Below are 16,066 nucleotides of genomic sequence, written 5' to 3'. Positions count from 1 at the left end.
AATACAAAAGCCGATTAAATACGTCTTTCCTCAATTTTTTGTGCACTTCATCGAATATTTTTTATTTTGCCTTGGCGGAGCCAACGATAAAAATTCAAAATTAGTATATTCGCGGTATACTATTTGTAGTGGTAAGCGTATGAAACAAATCTACTTCGTATTAATTTTCTTTATTGCAACTCTTGGCTATGCTCAAGAAAAGCAACCTAGTGATGTTATACAAGGGTTTCAATTATATCCTAACCCTGTAACCAATGGAAAGGTGAATATTACTACCACCTTAAATGCTCCTAAAAAAGTACTTATTTTTGATGTTCTTGGAACCAAAGTAATGGAAACTACTATTCTTGGAAGTGAGCTTAATTTATCAGAATTAGATGCAGGTATTTATGTGCTTCGAGTTTTTGAAAAAGATAAGGTAGCTACACGAAAACTAATTATAAAGTAGTAACAAGACTTCTCTATTCTTTCATTTTATTCCTATAAGTAATCCTGCTATAGATACTCGGGTTAAACGCGCCTATTAGCTTCTATTTCTACCTATCTAAAAGATTGATTTACAAGGATTCTTTTTCTATAAAAGGTTAAAAATCTTAGTTAACCTACAATATTTTGTGTTTCACAACATTTAATATACTCCAGTGAACCCTTTTGTTACTTTTACCTCAAGTTATCCCAATCGAATAAACTATGAAGAAAATCTACTTTATCCTACTTATGGTATTTGCTTTTACTCTTTCTGGACAAGAAACAGCAGATAGTCAAACTAAGAACAACGAGATTGTTGGATTTAAACTTTATCCTAATCCAACCTATAATGACGTGGTATTTATTACTACAAAAGATAACGCCAATAAAGACATTCTAGTATATGATCTATTTGGTGAGATAGTGCTCAAAGAAAGCACCAACTACAAAGAACTTAATATTTCTAAATTAGATGCTGGCGTTTATATTGTACAAGTTACAGAAAACGGAAAAAGTACTACCAGAAAGCTAGTCGTAAAATAACCCAACCAAATTTCCCGATAAAAAAACTCCTTTTCATATTTTGAAAAGGAGTTTTTGCTTTAGTAGAACCAACAGTATGTTTACCTTTGCTGTTTGATCATCACCTATGAATACTTCGAAAATTTTTAATATAAATTCGCTAGAAGATTTTAATGCTATCGCACTAGAAGTATATCAGTTACAATACAAGAAAAACAAAATTTATCAGGAGTTTTGTAATTATTTAAAAAGAACTCCTGAAAATGTAATTACACTAGAAGACATCCCATTTTTACCAATAGAATTCTTTAAATCTAAAAAAATAGTTTCTTCTAATCACACTCCAAAAATCACCTTTACTAGTAGCGGAACCACCGGAAGCGAAACCAGCAAGCATTTTGTTACCGATTTAGCCGTTTATGAAGAAAGTTATCTAAAAGGTTTTACGCATTTTTATGGCACTATATCGGACTACTGCATCCTTGCATTATTACCTTCTTATTTAGAACGCAAAGGTTCTTCTTTAATTTATATGGTAGATGACTTGATTAAAAAGAGTAATCATCCTGAAAGTGGATTTTATTTAAATGACACGAAATCCTTAACCGACAAACTCGTTACCCTAGACAAAAAAGGCACTAAAACACTACTCATAGGGGTGTCTTTTGCGCTATTAGATCTTGTGGAAAATTACAATTTAACACTGGAGCATACCATCATTATGGAAACAGGCGGCATGAAAGGACGTAGAAAAGAAATGATCCGTGAAGAGCTACATGATATCCTTAAAATAGGTTTTGGAGTTAAAACCATTCATTCTGAATATGGTATGACAGAACTTTTATCACAAGCCTACTCAAATGGCAATGGAATTTTTGAAACCCCTCCATGGATGAAAATTCTTATTAGAGATACAGAAGATGCATTAAGCTACCAATCCAAAGGGAAAACAGGCGGTATAAATGTTATAGACCTTGCAAATATTAACTCTTGTTCCTTTATCGCTACACAAGATTTAGGAAAACAACTTAATACCAATTCTTTTGAAATATTAGGTCGTTTTGATCATTCTGATATTCGTGGATGTAATTTATTGCTGCTTTGAAACTTTAGTTCTTAATATATTTATAAGTTACCTCATCATCTGCAATCATGGGATTATCAACGTAGGTTAGACTTAAAACATCACCATCTATTTCGTATACATACGATTTATCTGAACCCACAATTTGAAGCACTTTATCTTGATTACTGCTAAAATTATAAGTACCAGCATCATAGAAAAAAGACCTATCAGGATTATTACTAATAACTATTTCATTAGTATTAGTGTCAAAAACCAACCTATGAGTACTAAAATCAACATTCTCTGAAAAGGCGCAATAACAAAGAACATCTATAAGCACCCACTCACCTTCTAAAGCACTGTCTATTGCAGATTCATCATTATTGTCTGAACATGAAATAAAACCAATCAAAATGATAAACAAGAGTATTTTTTTCATAATTCTATTTGTTACTTTGTTTGTATTCTAATCTAGGGCCATCACAAATGTTCCAACTCCCAACCAATAGATTTCCTCCAATAATAGATAGCGTTTCGGATTGTCCACAACTTGCTTTTAATTCTGAGCCTGAAGTATACTCAAGCTCTAGATAAGAATAATCCTTATTGTCCTTTTTTACATATGTACCAAACGCTTCTTTTTCTGTACCTTCGATTGTTCTAGATTTAATAAAGGTTCCGTCAGTATTAAAAATCAAGCTTTCTTGCCAAGCCATATCTTTTCCTGTAGTTTCAGAATACACAATACTTCCTGTCATTTTTACCAAAAGCCATTTTTGCGAAGTTTCGTTAAAAAAAGCATCTTCTGATTTCGCACAAGAAGTACAAACTAAAAAAACACCTAAAAGTAGGAACAATATTCTCATGAATAGATTTTTACTTTTAGATGTATTTATGCTATTAAGGTTGCGCAACTATTTTACAATAAGCACAAAATAGTTTTTCTTACCTCTTTGTAAAAGCACAAACTTATTATTGATTAAGTCTTCTTTTGTTATCCTATAATCTTCGCCAACTTTTTCTTTGTTAACTGAAATTGAATTTTGTTTTAGCTCTCTCCTAGCTTCTCCATTGGAGCCTAAAAACCCTGTTTTTGCAGATAGGGCGCCAATCATATCCAAACCTTCCTCAACTTCAGACATAGAAATTTCTGCTTGCGGTACGCCTTCAAAAATATCTAAAAAAGTTTTCTCGTTAAGCTTTTTTAAATTGGCAGCTGTAGATTTTCCAAACAATATTTCACTTGCTTCAATGGCATTATCTAACTCTTCTTGAGAATGTACCATAACGGTTATTTCATCCGCTAAACGCTTTTGCAATACTCGCAAATGTGGCGCTTGTTTATGCTCCTCAATCAGGCTATCAATCTCTTCTTTAGTTAAAAAAGTAAAGATTTTTATATACTTTTCCGCATCATCATCAGACGTATTTAACCAGTATTGGTAAAATTTATAAGGTGATGTACGGTTAGCATCAAGCCACACATTACCACCTTCAGTTTTACCAAATTTGGTACCATCTGCTTTTGTAATTAAAGGACAAGTTAGCGCAAAACCTTTGCCTCCGCCTATTCTTCTAATTAACTCAGTACCTGTGGTAATATTTCCCCATTGGTCACTACCACCCATCTGAAGTGTGCAATTGTGCGTTCTATACAAATGTAAAAAATCATATCCTTGAACCAATTGGTAGGTAAACTCTGTAAAAGACATTCCTTCTTTAGCTTCGGAGGATAGTCTCTTTTTTACAGAATCTTTAGACATCATATAATTTACAGTAATGTGTTTACCAACATCACGAATAAATGCCAAGAATGAAAAATCTTTCATCCAATCATAATTATTTACCAGAATGGCAGCATTTTCTGCATCACTTTTAAAATCTAAAAAACGTGACAATTGCTCTTTTAAGGCTTCTTGATTGTAACGCAAAGTTTTTTCATCTAAAAGATTACGCTCGGCAGATTTACCAGAAGGGTCACCTATCATTCCTGTTGCTCCACCTATTAAAGCAAACGGTTTGTGCCCTGCTAATTGAAAATGGCGTAACATCATTACCCCAACTAAATGACCAATATGTAGTGAATCTGCTGTTGGGTCTATCCCCACATATGCCGATTGCATTTCGTTCATTAAATGTTCTTCGGTACCTGGCATTGCATCGTGCAACATGCCTCTCCATCGTAATTCGGCTACAAAATTGGTTTTCATTAGAATGCTTTTATTAATACTGCTGCAAATATAAAAGAATGTGGTGTTTTAGCCGTTCTAAAAATTGAATTAATCCACAATGATTGTTTATTTTTAAACCATGATTTTAGTAACAGGAGGAACTGGCTTAGTTGGGGCCCATTTATTGGTAACATTAACCAAAACCGAAGCAGTTGTTAGGGCTACTCGAAGAGCTGATAGCGACTTGAAAAAAGTAGCGCAAATCTTCTCCTATTATTCTGATGATTACACAAAGCAATTTCAAAAAATTGAGTGGGTAGTTGCGGACATTAATGATATTCCTGCTTTAGAATTAGCTTTTGAGGGCATCACACAGGTTTACCACTGTGCGGCATTAATCTCTTTTAATCCTAAGGATTATTCGAAATTGCTTAAAATTAATGCTGAAGGCACCGCAAATATGGTTAATCTATGTCTTGCCTTTAAAATTAAAAAACTAGTTTATGTCAGCTCCATAGCAACTACAGGCAAAGAGCTACATAGTGATATAGTTAATGAAGAATCTGAATGGACAAATAAAGACGCCAATGTATATGCTTTAACAAAATATGAAGCAGAAATGGAGGTTTGGCGAGGATCGCAAGAAGGGCTGCCTGTGGTTATTTTTAATCCTGGCGTAATCTTAGGTCCAGGTTTTTGGAATTCAGGAAGTGGACTCTTTTTTAAATCTGCCGCAAAAGAATATTCCTATTATCCGCCGGGAGGAACCGGATTTATTACTGTAAATGATGTGGTTAAACTTCTTATTTTAGGAATGAACTCTACAATAGACAAAGAACGATTTATTGCAATCTCGGAGAATAAAACCTATAAAGAAATTCTATATGCTATTTGTGAAAACCTTAAAATTGCTAGTCCTACTAAAGAATTGAAATTATGGCAGTTACAACTTTTAAGACGATTAGACTGGATTAGAAGTGTGCTAACAAACAAACAAAGGAAAATTACAGGGAATACGGTAAAATCACTTAGTGAAAACAAAGTATACAACAATAAAAAACTAGTTGAAACTTTTAATTATGAATTTGAAGCCCTAGATAAAACAATTGCTTTTAGCTGTCGTAAATTTAAAGAAGAGTCTTAACTAATCTATTTTCTTTGGTTCAATTTTAATACTATCTAATTCTTTAGGCTTACTTGCCCGCTCTATACTATCTTGTTTTCTTTTTAACTCTTTTTTCTCCTCTGCCATTTTTACATCTGCCTTTATTCTTTTCTCAGAATTTTCATAAATCTCTTTATAAATTTCTGGTCTTGACGCATAATAAAGGTCGCTTTCGACGAACTGAACGCTATCTATACCGTATTTGGTATAGATGTAATCCATACCTTCTATATGATGTTTTTTCAGAATACTATTATTTGTGTTTTTTGCGGCTGTAACAATAGCTAAATCATAATAAATTTTAGCCATCTCTTCTTTAGAAATAAGATTTTCGGGTTTATCTATTATTTTTTCAACACAAGAAATAGAAACAATAAATAACGCTAGCGAAAGAACCCATTTAAATTTCATAATTTATCTATTAAATGTAAGGCGTTTGGCATTTCTTTTCTCTGAAAAATTTCCATTTTCGTAAGCCAAATGACCATTTACAAAAGTATGCGATATTTTAGAATTAAAAGTATTGCCTTCAAAAGGAGACCATCCGCATTTATAAGCAATATTTTCTTTTGTTACCGTCCAAGAGTTTTTTAAATCTACCAAAACCAAATCAGCAAAATATCCTTCACGAATATATCCTCTTCTATCTATTTCAAAAAGGATAGCAGGATTATGGCACATTTTCTCAACAATTTTTTCTAAACTTATTTTTCCTTGATGATATTTTTCTAAAATTGCCGGTAAAGCATGCTGAACCAATGGCCCTCCTGAGGGAGCTTTCGTATAAACATTATCTTTTTCTTCTAACGTATGAGGGGCATGATCAGTAGCCAAAACATCTATACGATCATCTAAAAAAGCTTCCCATAGTTGTGCTCTATCCTCAGCTGTTTTCACTGCAGGATTCCATTTTATTAAGTTCCCTTTAGAGGCATAATCTTCATCTGAAAACCATAAATGATGCAAACAAACCTCTGCCGTGATTTTTTTATCTTTTAAGGGTATATCGTTTCTGAATAGCGAAGTTTCAATACCTGTTGACAAATGAAATACATGAAATCTAGCTCCGGTTTTTTTGGCAAGTGCAATAGCCTTTGAAGAAGACAAATAACAAGCTTCTGCACTGCGTATTAAGGGATGGTATTTTGTTGGAATATCATCTCCATACTGCTCTTTATACTTGGCTAAATTATTTTTTATGGTCGTTTCATCTTCACAATGAGCAGAGATCACCATTTCTGTGTTTCTAAAAATTTTCTCGATCACTTCTTCATTATCTACCAGCATATTTCCCGTAGAAGACCCTAAAAATAACTTAACACCCGAACAAGCATTCTTATCAAGTTTTTTAAGTTCTTCTAAATTATCGTTAGTACCACCAAATAAAAAGGAATAATTAGCAAACGAGCTATTTGCGGCAAGGGCAAATTTTTCCTCCAGTTTCTCTATTGTTGTCGTCTGTGGATTGGTATTGGGCTGCTCCATATAGGTGGTAATTCCACCTGCTACAGCAGCTCTACTTTCGCTGGCTATAGTGCCTTTTTGTGTTAATCCTGGCTCTCTAAAATGTACCTGATCATCTATTACACCTGGAAAAACATATTTTCCAGAAGCATCTATAACGGTGGCATTGCTATCTGAAATAGACTTATCAATCTTGAGTATTACATTGTTGTCTACAAGAATATCCGCAACTTGTATGGTATTTTCATTAACTATTGTGCCATTCTTAATTAAATACTTACTCATGATTTAAATTTATTTTTTCGAAAAAAGCTCATCCATTTCATTTTAATTACTCCAAAAATTGCTTCGCGTACAATGGAAGAATTCATTTTTGATTTCCCTAATACTCTATCAGTAAACACTATAGGTACCTCAACAATTTTAAATTTGTTTAAATACGCTCTAAACTTCATTTCTATTTGAAAAGCATAACCTACAAAATGTACAGCAGAAAGGTCTATGGTTTCTAAAACTTTACGTTTATAACAAATAAATCCTGCTGTAGGGTCATGTACCCTCATTCCTGTAATTATTTTTACATAAAACGACGCTCCATAGGAAAGTAATACCCGATGCAAAGGCCAATTTACGACATTAACACCTTTAATATAACGAGAACCGATAGATAAATCTGCACCGTTAACACAAGCTTGGTATAATTTTATAAGGTCTGCAGGAGTATGTGAAAAATCGGCATCCATTTCAAAAATATAATCATATTTTTTTTCGATGGCCCATCTAAAACCATGAATATATGCCGTTCCAAGACCCGCTTTTTCTTTACGTACCTCTAAAAATAAATTGCTAGAGAATTCTTTTTGGAGTTCTCTAACTTTATCTGCAGTTCCATCAGGAGAATTATCATCAACTATTAATACATGAAACTCTTTTTCTAGATTAAGAACTACACGAATGATAGCCTCAATATTTTCAATTTCATTAAATGTTGGAATAATTACAAGACTATCTATCATCTATAAATTTCTATACGTACAAAAATAGTTTTTTTATGATGCTAAAGAAATTCGCATAACCCATTTATGATTTTTTTAAATATATTGAAGAGGTAATTCATATAATTAGCGGTCTATGTCTTATAATTCGTAATTTTGCGGAAATTAAGTGTAAAAAAGAATGCCTAAACTGCCTAAACTTTTTATCTACCTACTGGGACTTGTTTTTATAATTAACCTTTTACAAAGTTATTTTACCGATTTAATTTTTGACGAAGCTTACTATTGGCATTATGCCCAAAATATGGCTTGGGGATATTTTGACCATCCTCCAATGGTTGCATTATTGGTAAAAATAAGCAGCTTGTTTTTTACTGGAGAACTAGGCGTTCGTTTTATGAGTTGTGTGTTGTCTGTTGGCACATTATATTTTCTATGGTTATTAATAGATAACCCTAAAAAAAATGAATATGTATTACATTTTTTTGTGCTAACATTTTCAATGACCCTATTAAATGCCTACGGGTTTTTTACGCTACCAGATACCCCATTTTTATTTTTTACGGCACTTTTTCTTTACATATATAAAAAGTTTATTGCGCAACCAACATGGTTACTATCCATTGCCTTAGGCTTGTTGATGAGCGCTTTAATGTATAGTAAATACCATGCAGTATTGGTAATTGTTTTTGTTATACTATCCAATATAAAACTTGTCTTTAATAAATATGCTTGGCTTGCCGTTTTTGTAGCCCTACTAAGTTACGCTCCTCATTTAATATGGTTGTTTAACAATGATTTTGTCTCTGTAAAATATCATTTGTTTGAAAGACCAAATAAAGCTTATGATTTTAATGATTACACTATAGGATTTTTCCTTAATTTATTAGCGCTTTTTGGATTCACTTTTTTTTGGATTTACAAAGCTTTAATCAAAACAAAAAATACAGATTTACTAAATAAAGCGCTGTTATACATTACGTATGGCACACTAATTTTCTTCTTTATATCTAGTTTTAATAGAAGAATACAAACCCAGTGGTTAATTGTTATTTCTATTACGCTTACTATTTTGGCTTTTAACTATATGCTAGAAAATGAAAATGCCAGAAAGTGGATTTTTAGAATGGGCTTAGTAAATATTGCACTATTAATCTTTGCGCGTTTTGCTCTAGTTTTTGAACAAATAGCTCCAATGCATTACGAGTCGCATGGAAATAAAGAATGGGCTTTATCAATTTCCGAAAAAGCAGGAGAAACTCCTGTTGTGTTCGAAAACTCATATCGAAATGCGCCCATGTATGCTTTTTACACTGGCAACACCTCTTTTTCGCTAAACAATGTCATGTACCGCAGAAATCAATACTCCATAGATGATTCTGAGGCAAAGGTTCAACATAAAAAAATATTATATGTATCTCAATATTTATTAGATGGAGATTACCCATTAAATTTACCAAAACAAAAAACTGGATTTGGAGTTTATAAAGATAATTTTGAGTCGTTCCGAAAATTAAGAGTACTACTTGACAAAAAAGAAATTCCTTTAAACTCTCAAGAAACAATAGAATTTAAGGTATTTAATCCGTATGATTTTGATATAGATGTAAACAAATTAAAATTTTATGTTGCTTACCACAATCATTATAAACGACCAGAAGAAGTAGTACCTATAGCAGTTTCTAAGGTAAATACTTTACAGCAAATTTTAAAGCCCAAGGACACGCTTACCTACACCTTTAAAATGCCAAAGTATACCATGAAAAATCCTGGGTATTTTAAAATTGCTATTTCAGAAAACAATTTACAACCAGGCATGAATGGCGATAATATTAAACTAACAGAATAACTATGAAAGAAGTTTTCTACAGAGCGGCACAAAACATAGACTGGATAACTATTATTCTATGCTGTAGTATAATTTCAATCGTACTAGCGAAGAGTTTGTACTATCATCGTTTCTCAAATTTTATGATACTACCCTTTAATAACAAGTACATATTTATGTACAATAAGAAAGACAAACTATCACATTGGTTTACCATTTTCTTGTCCATTTTTCAGTTGTTAAATTTTGCATTGTTTGTTTATTATATAGATAGCATTTTTCATATTTCTAATGCCACTAAATCAGCCAATCTATATTTTGGCATTTTAGGAATGGTTTTGCTCTTTTTTATGATAAAAATTATATTGAATTTAAGCAATGCCTTTGTTTTTAATATTACCGATACGATATCCGAATTTCTGTTTAAAAATATAGCCTACCTAAACTACAGTGGATTTGTTTTACTATTTGCCAATATTTTATTAACCTATGTCATAAAAGATTCAAAGACCGTAGTTTACATAAGTTTTGCATTGTTTTTTATTATAAATATGATTGGATGGGTGGTTGTGATACGAAATTATCAAAAATTAATTGCGAATAATTTTTTCTATTTTATTTTGTACCTTTGCGCTCTCGAAATAACACCCATTGTGTTACTTGGAGATTACTTTAAAGACTAATATGACTATGAAAGTAAAAACGATTTTGGTTTCTCAACCAGAACCGAAGATGGAAAACTCTCCATATTCTCGACTTATTGATAAGGAAAAGGTAAAAGTAGACTTCAGACCTTTTATTCATGTAGAAGGTGTAGATGCAAAAAGTGTAAGACAACAAAAAATTGACTTACATAATTTTACTGCTATAATTCTTACCAGTAGAAACTCGGTAGATCACTTCTTTAGAATTGCAGAAGAAATGCGTTTTAAAGTGCCAGATACCATGAAATACTTTTGCCAGTCAGAAGCAGTAGCTTTTTATTTGCAGAAGTACGTAGTGTACAGAAAACGTAAAATTTACGTTGGTAAAATGAATTTTCAAGACTTAAATGCACTATTCAAAAAGTATAAAGACGAAAAATTCTTATTACCATCTTCTGATGTATTAAAACCAATTGTTCCTGAAACTTTAGATGCTTTAGGTGTGAATTGGACTAGAGGTATATTTTATAAGACGGTCGTTAGCGACTTATCTGATTTAAAAGATGTGTATTATGATATTCTTGTATTCTTTAGCCCATCTGGAATAGAGTCACTTTTAAAGAACTTCCCAGATTTTAAACAAAACGATACGCGCATTGCAGTTTTTGGAAATTCTACAATAAATGCAGCTACTGAAGCTGGATTACGAATAGACATTAAGGCTCCAACACCTGAAACACCATCCATGACTATGGCGCTTCAGAAATACATTACCACAATTAACAAAAAATAAGTAACAAACTTTTGTAGTTACACACAATAAAAAAGCCTCGCAATGCGAGGCTTTTTTTATTCTTAAAAGGCATACCGTTGTGGTCCACCTCGTCTTATTTCTTCATTTGCAAAAGATTCGAACTTTTTAAAATTTTCCCTAAAGGCATTAGATAGTTTAAATGCTGTAGTATAATACTTTTCATCATCATTCCAAGTAGATCTAGGACTTAAAACCTCTGTTGGCACTCCAGGACATTCTCTAGGTTGTGCAACACCGAAAACAGAATGGATATGGTATTTATCATAAGAATATAAGCCTAAATCTCCATTCAATGCAGCTGTAATCATTGCACGAGTATACTTCAATTTCATACGCGTACCAATTCCATAAGGGCCGCCAGTCCAACCTGTATTCACTAGCCATACATTTACACCAGCTTCTTTCATTTTTTTACTCAGCATCTCAGCATACACCGTTGGATGCAAAGGCATAAACGGCGCTCCAAAACAAGCAGAAAAATTAGGCGTTGGCTCAACAATACCTGCTTCTGTACCTGCTACTTTAGCCGTATACCCAGATATAAAATGATATGCTGCTTGGCTAGGTGTTAACTTAGATATTGGAGGTAAAACACCAAAAGCATCAGCTGTTAGAAAGAAAATATTCTTTGGATTTTTTCCTATTGATGGTACTTGAATGTTTGCAATATGATCAATCGGGTAACTAACTCTTGTATTTTGAGTAATAGAAGTATCGGCAAAATCTACATTGCCACTAGCATCCAAAACAACATTTTCTAATAGTGCACCCTTTTTAATTGCCCCGTAAATTTCTGGTTCATTTTCTTCTGACAGGTTAATTACTTTTGCATAGCAACCACCTTCAAAATTAAAAACCGTATTTTCTTTGGTCCAACCGTGTTCGTCATCACCAATTAATCTTCTATTTGGATCAGCAGATAAGGTAGTTTTACCCGTTCCAGATAAACCAAAGAATATGGCTGTATCGCCATCTTTTCCAACATTGGCAGAGCAATGCATTGGTAGTGTGTTTTTATAAACTGGTAGTATAAAATTTAAAGCAGAGAAAATTCCTTTTTTAATTTCTCCTGTATATCCTGTTCCGCCAATTAAAGCAATTTTTCTAGTAAAGTTTAATATGGCAAAATTATGCTGGCGCGTACCATCTACTTTAGCGTCGGCCATAAAACCAGGCGCATTTACAATTAACCATTCCGGATCAAAATCTTGCAGCTCACTCTTTGTAGGCCTTAAAAACATGTTATCGGCAAACATATTTGACCATGGATATTCATTTATCACTCGAATGTTTAATCTGTAATCCTTATCGGCACAGGCAAAACTATCACGAACATAAACATCCTTATTAGTAAGGTAATTTGTTACTTTATCATACAAAGCGTCAAAAGCTTTTGGCTCAAAGGGAATATTAACATTTCCCCACCATACTTTATCATCCGTTACTGCATCTTTTACGATAAACCTATCCAGCGGTGATCTTCCAGTAAACTCACCTGTATTTACTGCCAAAGCCCCAGAGGACGCTTCTTTACCCATTCCTTTTTCTAAGGTAATTTTATGCAACTCATTCGGTGATAATTGGTAATGTACATTTGCTGTGTCGATACCATACTTTTTTAACGAAATCGTTTTCGCTACTTTGTCCATACTATAAATGATTTGTTAGTTTTAACGGGGTAAAATTATCAAAATTATAATTCATATGGTATTTTTTTCGCTAATATCTATTTATTTTCTTTTAAATAGTAAAATCCGAATAATACCCACCCTATAATTAATAGCAATCCTCCTATTGGTGTAACGAAAGCAATTGATTTAAAATTTAATCCACTTACGGCGCTTGTTGCCAACAAATAAATAGAAAATGAAAAGAATATAATCCCCAAGGTATACACCCAATAAATAACTTTTTTGCGCTGATCTGAAATTGCAGTATTGGCTAAAACAAGTAATATTATAGCATGATACATTTGATATGTTGCACCTGTTTTGAACGACTCTAAAGCATCAGTGGCAAGTACAGTTTTTAATCCATGTGCAGCAAAAGCACCAAGCAAAACGGCCGCTGTCCCAAAAACGATCCCAGTAGCGAAAATTGTTTTGTTCATAACTAAAATGATTATTATTTTTACAAATATAACAATTGAGTAATTTTAATACCAATATTAAAGATACAAACTATGTTGCGGAAAATACTGGTTGTAGGTGCTGGAAAATCTACTTCTTACTTATTAGATTATTTTTTAGAAAAAGCTATTGAAGAGCAACTTTATGTAATTATAGCTGATCTCAACCCAGCAGGAATACCAGAAAAATTTAAAACACATACTAATTTTAAAGTTGTTGGTTTAGACATTTCAAACACGCCCGAAAGACAAAAATTAGTACAACAAATAGATCTTGTAGTATCTATGTTACCGGCAGGATTGCATATGACCGTTGCAAAGGATTGTATTCAATTTGAAAAACATTTAGTTACCGCTTCCTATGTTAGTGACGAGATAAAACTATTAGATAAAGAAGCTAAAAAGAAGGGCTTAATTTTTATGAATGAGGTAGGTCTCGACCCAGGAATCGACCATATGAGTGCCCTTCAAATCATTAATAAAATAAAAGCAAAAGGTGGAAAAATGCTTTTATTCGAGTCGTTCACAGGCGGACTTGTTGCACCAGAATGCGATAATAACTTATGGAATTATAAATTTACCTGGAACCCAAGAAATGTGGTTATTGCTGGACAAGGCGGCACTGCTAAATTTATTCAAGAAGGCACCTATAAATACATTCCCTATCATAAATTATTTAGAAGAACCGAATTTGTGGATATAGACGGCTTTGGTAAGTTTGAAGTCTACGCCAACCGAGATTCTCTAAAATATCGTGAAGCATATGGACTTACCGATATACTAACGCTCTATCGAGGAACAATGCGTAGGGTTGGTTTTTCTAAAGCTTGGAATATGTTTGTACAATTGGGCATGACCGATGACAGCTATACTATTGAGGATTCCGAAGGAATGTCTAATAGAGAATTTACCAACTTATTTCTTCCCTATTCTCCAACCGATAGTGTGGAACTTAAACTACGCTATTACCTTAAAATAGATCAAGACGATATCATGTGGGATAAGCTTCAAGAGCTTAATTTATTTGATAATAAAAGGATTATTAAACTAAAAAATGCTACACCTGCTCAAATACTTCAAAACATTCTTGAAGAAAGCTGGAGTTTAGCCGATGATGATAAAGATATGATTGTCATGTACCATAAATTTGGCTATGAATTAAATGGTGTAAAAAAACAGATAGATGCAAGTATGGTTGTTATTGGCGAAGATCGTTCGCATACCGCCATGTCTAAAACAGTAGGATTACCTGTTGCCGTCACTTCTTTACTTATCTTAAATAAAAAAATTACCACGCCAGGTGTTCAAATTCCTTTAAGCAGTAATGTATATGATCCCGTACTGGCAGAATTAGAGCATTATGGTATTACATTTAAAGAAACAGAGGTTCCTTATTTAGGTTATAATCCAGACTCCGTAGCTAGTTAGCAATTAAAACTAATTAGCTATATTTAGCGCGAAATTGAAATCGTTTAAATGAAATCTGATAAGGAAAACATCAAAATAGACGGGATTGACAAAAAGATCCTTCGTTTTTTAATGACTGATGCCCGAAAACCTGTTTTAGAAATAGCTAGAAAAATAGGAATTTCAGGTGCGGCTATTCATCAAAGATTACGCAAACTTGAAAATTCAGGTTTAATTGCAGGTTCTAAATTTGTGATAAACCCAAAGGTATTAGGATATTCTACTATGGCCTATGTGGGCATTTATTTGGAGAAAGCTATGAGTAATCCCGTAGCTGTTAAAGCCTTAGAACAAATCCCTGAAGTTTTAGAATGTCATTATACAACAGGAAACTGGTCTATTTTAATAAAAGTACTTTGCAGAGATAACGAACATCTTATGCAAGTGCTAAATAATAAGATTCAGCAAATAGATGGAGTATCTAGAACAGAAACTTTTATATCGCTAGATCAACAAATAGAACGTCAAATTACCATTTAATGGCCATAAAAAAAAGCTCCTTTTAAAAGGAGCTTTTTAATTTATAAATCAAAATATTTTAATCTCTACTTCCGCCAAAAACTTGTAATGCCCAATAAAGTAATGTTGCAATAGAACCAATAGCAGCAACTAAATACGTTCTTGCTGCCCATTTTAATGCATCTTCTGATCCTTTGTACTCTTCTTGCGATACAATGTTTTTATTTTTTAACCATGCTAATGCACGATTACTAGCATCATATTCCACAGGCAATGTTACTAAACTGAATATTGTCGCCAAACTCATCATAATTAAACCAGCAACGGCAACATAATAACCTAATCCTATTCCAGCTGCAGCTCCTAATGCTAAACCACCAAAAACTACCCAAGTAGATAGGCTTGAAGTTACACTAACCACAGGAACTAATTTAGAACGCATAGTTAACCATTCGTATGCAGTAGCATGTTGTACCGCATGACCACATTCGTGTGCCGCCACAGCTGCTGCCGACGCATTACGCTGATTGTAAACACCCTCACTCAAGTTTACCGTTTTATTTGCTGGGTTATAGTGGTCTGTTAGCATACCAGGAGTTGAAACTACTTTTACATCACGAATACCGTGATCTGCTAACATTTTCTCGGCAATTTCTGCTCCACTCATTCCATTGCGCAAATGTACTTTTGAGTAAAACTCAAACTTACTTTTTAGTTTGCTGCTAACCAACCAACTTACAAGTGCAATAGCACCAATTAATATATAATATCCAAACATAGTTTTATTTTTAAATTTTAAAAACAAAGCATAATGACTTTGCTATTTATTAGAAAGCAAAAATCCCGCCAAATTTTCTATTTTCAAAAATAGGAAA

The 16,066-nt window shown here is 33.0% G+C and carries 18 protein-coding genes; 9 read left to right on the top strand and 9 right to left on the bottom strand.

Annotated elements, in window-relative coordinates; all coding sequences use genetic code 11:
- Window positions 1–139 precede the first annotated feature (139 nt).
- From B8963_RS06025 to B8963_RS06015, 3 genes are all read left to right on the top strand, one after another.
- The gene (locus B8963_RS06025; RefSeq protein WP_084060493.1) at window positions 140–448 is read left to right on the top strand and encodes a T9SS type A sorting domain-containing protein; all 309 of its coding nucleotides are present in this window, start codon (window positions 140–142) and stop codon (window positions 446–448) included.
- 242 nt (window positions 449–690) lie between these two features.
- Window positions 691–1,011: a T9SS type A sorting domain-containing protein gene (locus tag B8963_RS06020; protein ID WP_084060492.1), complete on the top strand. Its 321-nt coding sequence runs from the start codon at window positions 691–693 to the stop codon at window positions 1,009–1,011.
- Window positions 1,012–1,117: 106 nt separating this feature from the next.
- Complete coding sequence (locus B8963_RS06015; protein WP_084060491.1) at window positions 1,118–2,095, top strand: LuxE/PaaK family acyltransferase; 978 nt, start codon at window positions 1,118–1,120, stop codon at window positions 2,093–2,095.
- Window positions 2,096–2,099: 4 nt separating this feature from the next.
- Here the strand turns inward: B8963_RS06015 and B8963_RS06010 are convergent, their stop codons facing one another.
- The 3 genes from B8963_RS06010 to tyrS are packed head-to-tail and all read right to left on the bottom strand — an operon-like array spanning window position 2,100 to window position 4,266.
- Window positions 2,100–2,495 (bottom strand): hypothetical protein, encoded by a 396-nt coding sequence (locus B8963_RS06010; RefSeq protein WP_084060490.1) that lies wholly within the window; start codon window positions 2,493–2,495, stop codon window positions 2,100–2,102.
- 4 nt (window positions 2,496–2,499) lie between these two features.
- Window positions 2,500–2,922 (bottom strand): hypothetical protein, encoded by a 423-nt coding sequence (locus tag B8963_RS06005; RefSeq protein ID WP_143312477.1) that lies wholly within the window; start codon window positions 2,920–2,922, stop codon window positions 2,500–2,502.
- Between the two features lie 48 nt (window positions 2,923–2,970).
- Complete coding sequence (tyrS, locus tag B8963_RS06000; protein WP_084060488.1) at window positions 2,971–4,266, bottom strand: tyrosine--tRNA ligase; 1,296 nt, start codon at window positions 4,264–4,266, stop codon at window positions 2,971–2,973.
- A 100-nt stretch (window positions 4,267–4,366) separates the two neighbouring features.
- Between tyrS and B8963_RS05995 the strand changes: the two genes are divergently transcribed.
- Window positions 4,367–5,371: an SDR family oxidoreductase gene (locus tag B8963_RS05995; RefSeq protein WP_084060487.1), complete on the top strand. Its 1,005-nt coding sequence runs from the start codon at window positions 4,367–4,369 to the stop codon at window positions 5,369–5,371.
- Here the strand turns inward: B8963_RS05995 and B8963_RS05990 are convergent, their stop codons facing one another.
- Genes B8963_RS05990 through B8963_RS05980 form a run of 3 tightly spaced genes read right to left on the bottom strand, consistent with a single transcriptional unit; the run spans window position 5,372 to window position 7,872 of the window.
- Window positions 5,372–5,803: a DUF4296 domain-containing protein gene (locus B8963_RS05990; protein ID WP_084060486.1), complete on the bottom strand. Its 432-nt coding sequence runs from the start codon at window positions 5,801–5,803 to the stop codon at window positions 5,372–5,374. It abuts the gene before it with no gap.
- 3 nt (window positions 5,804–5,806) lie between these two features.
- Window positions 5,807–7,141, bottom strand: a complete 1,335-nt coding sequence (locus tag B8963_RS05985) for a dihydroorotase (RefSeq protein ID WP_084060485.1) — start codon at window positions 7,139–7,141, stop codon at window positions 5,807–5,809.
- Window positions 7,138–7,872 carry a polyprenol monophosphomannose synthase gene (locus B8963_RS05980; RefSeq protein WP_084060484.1) on the bottom strand — a complete coding sequence of 245 codons (735 nt, stop codon included), beginning with the start codon at window positions 7,870–7,872 and terminating at the stop codon, window positions 7,138–7,140. The genes B8963_RS05985 and B8963_RS05980 overlap by 4 nt, the downstream gene beginning before the upstream one ends.
- Before the next feature lie 160 nt (window positions 7,873–8,032).
- Between B8963_RS05980 and B8963_RS05975 the strand changes: the two genes are divergently transcribed.
- Genes B8963_RS05975 through B8963_RS05965 form a run of 3 tightly spaced genes read left to right on the top strand, consistent with a single transcriptional unit; the run spans window position 8,033 to window position 11,116 of the window.
- Window positions 8,033–9,700 carry an ArnT family glycosyltransferase gene (locus B8963_RS05975; protein WP_084060483.1) on the top strand — a complete coding sequence of 556 codons (1,668 nt, stop codon included), beginning with the start codon at window positions 8,033–8,035 and terminating at the stop codon, window positions 9,698–9,700.
- A 2-nt stretch (window positions 9,701–9,702) separates the two neighbouring features.
- Window positions 9,703–10,362, top strand: a complete 660-nt coding sequence (locus B8963_RS05970; RefSeq protein WP_084060482.1) for a DUF4271 domain-containing protein — start codon at window positions 9,703–9,705, stop codon at window positions 10,360–10,362.
- 7 nt (window positions 10,363–10,369) lie between these two features.
- Window positions 10,370–11,116 carry a uroporphyrinogen-III synthase gene (locus tag B8963_RS05965; RefSeq protein ID WP_084060741.1) on the top strand — a complete coding sequence of 249 codons (747 nt, stop codon included), beginning with the start codon at window positions 10,370–10,372 and terminating at the stop codon, window positions 11,114–11,116.
- Between the two features lie 62 nt (window positions 11,117–11,178).
- Here B8963_RS05965 and pckA read toward each other — a convergent pair whose 3' ends face one another.
- Complete coding sequence (pckA, locus tag B8963_RS05960) at window positions 11,179–12,786, bottom strand: phosphoenolpyruvate carboxykinase (ATP) (RefSeq protein WP_084060481.1); 1,608 nt, start codon at window positions 12,784–12,786, stop codon at window positions 11,179–11,181.
- A 77-nt stretch (window positions 12,787–12,863) separates the two neighbouring features.
- Window positions 12,864–13,247, bottom strand: coding sequence for a DUF423 domain-containing protein (locus B8963_RS05955; RefSeq protein ID WP_084060480.1), 384 nt, complete (start codon window positions 13,245–13,247; stop codon window positions 12,864–12,866).
- Window positions 13,248–13,319: 72 nt separating this feature from the next.
- Between B8963_RS05955 and B8963_RS05950 the strand changes: the two genes are divergently transcribed.
- Together B8963_RS05950 and B8963_RS05945 are read left to right on the top strand one after the other, a co-directional pair.
- Window positions 13,320–14,693 (top strand): saccharopine dehydrogenase family protein, encoded by a 1,374-nt coding sequence (locus B8963_RS05950; RefSeq protein ID WP_084060479.1) that lies wholly within the window; start codon window positions 13,320–13,322, stop codon window positions 14,691–14,693.
- 48 nt (window positions 14,694–14,741) lie between these two features.
- On the top strand, window positions 14,742–15,212 hold the full coding sequence (locus tag B8963_RS05945; RefSeq protein WP_084060478.1) for an Lrp/AsnC ligand binding domain-containing protein: 471 nt from the start codon (window positions 14,742–14,744) through the stop codon (window positions 15,210–15,212).
- A gap of 58 nt (window positions 15,213–15,270) precedes the next feature.
- Here the strand turns inward: B8963_RS05945 and B8963_RS05940 are convergent, their stop codons facing one another.
- Window positions 15,271–15,969, bottom strand: a complete 699-nt coding sequence (locus B8963_RS05940) for a zinc metallopeptidase (protein WP_084060477.1) — start codon at window positions 15,967–15,969, stop codon at window positions 15,271–15,273.
- Between the last annotated feature and the right edge of the window lie 97 nt (window positions 15,970–16,066).

It is taken from the genome of Cellulophaga tyrosinoxydans (genome assembly GCF_900176415.1).
Classification (GTDB): Bacteria; Bacteroidota; Bacteroidia; order Flavobacteriales; family Flavobacteriaceae; genus Cellulophaga; species Cellulophaga tyrosinoxydans.
Note: the sequence above shows the minus strand (reverse complement) of the source record. Positions and strands in the feature narration are given on the sequence as shown.

Bases quoted from the DNA above. Each gene is read 5' to 3' on its own strand.
- B8963_RS06025 (WP_084060493.1), top strand. From the start codon at position 140: ATGAAACAAATCTACTTCGTATTAATTTTCTTTATTGCAACTCTTGGC.
- B8963_RS06020 (WP_084060492.1), top strand. From the start codon at position 691: ATGAAGAAAATCTACTTTATCCTACTTATGGTATTTGCTTTTACTCTT.
- B8963_RS06015 (WP_084060491.1), top strand. From the start codon at position 1,118: ATGAATACTTCGAAAATTTTTAATATAAATTCGCTAGAAGATTTTAAT.
- B8963_RS06010 (WP_084060490.1), bottom strand. From the start codon at position 2,495: ATGAAAAAAATACTCTTGTTTATCATTTTGATTGGTTTTATTTCATGT.
- B8963_RS06005 (WP_143312477.1), bottom strand. From the start codon at position 2,922: ATGAGAATATTGTTCCTACTTTTAGGTGTTTTTTTAGTTTGTACTTCT.
- tyrS (WP_084060488.1), bottom strand. From the start codon at position 4,266: ATGAAAACCAATTTTGTAGCCGAATTACGATGGAGAGGCATGTTGCAC.
- B8963_RS05995 (WP_084060487.1), top strand. From the start codon at position 4,367: ATGATTTTAGTAACAGGAGGAACTGGCTTAGTTGGGGCCCATTTATTG.
- B8963_RS05990 (WP_084060486.1), bottom strand. From the start codon at position 5,803: ATGAAATTTAAATGGGTTCTTTCGCTAGCGTTATTTATTGTTTCTATT.
- B8963_RS05985 (WP_084060485.1), bottom strand. From the start codon at position 7,141: ATGAGTAAGTATTTAATTAAGAATGGCACAATAGTTAATGAAAATACC.
- B8963_RS05980 (WP_084060484.1), bottom strand. From the start codon at position 7,872: ATGATAGATAGTCTTGTAATTATTCCAACATTTAATGAAATTGAAAAT.
- B8963_RS05975 (WP_084060483.1), top strand. From the start codon at position 8,033: ATGCCTAAACTGCCTAAACTTTTTATCTACCTACTGGGACTTGTTTTT.
- B8963_RS05970 (WP_084060482.1), top strand. From the start codon at position 9,703: ATGAAAGAAGTTTTCTACAGAGCGGCACAAAACATAGACTGGATAACT.
- B8963_RS05965 (WP_084060741.1), top strand. From the start codon at position 10,370: ATGAAAGTAAAAACGATTTTGGTTTCTCAACCAGAACCGAAGATGGAA.
- pckA (WP_084060481.1), bottom strand. From the start codon at position 12,786: ATGGACAAAGTAGCGAAAACGATTTCGTTAAAAAAGTATGGTATCGAC.
- B8963_RS05955 (WP_084060480.1), bottom strand. From the start codon at position 13,247: ATGAACAAAACAATTTTCGCTACTGGGATCGTTTTTGGGACAGCGGCC.
- B8963_RS05950 (WP_084060479.1), top strand. From the start codon at position 13,320: ATGTTGCGGAAAATACTGGTTGTAGGTGCTGGAAAATCTACTTCTTAC.
- B8963_RS05945 (WP_084060478.1), top strand. From the start codon at position 14,742: ATGAAATCTGATAAGGAAAACATCAAAATAGACGGGATTGACAAAAAG.
- B8963_RS05940 (WP_084060477.1), bottom strand. From the start codon at position 15,969: ATGTTTGGATATTATATATTAATTGGTGCTATTGCACTTGTAAGTTGG.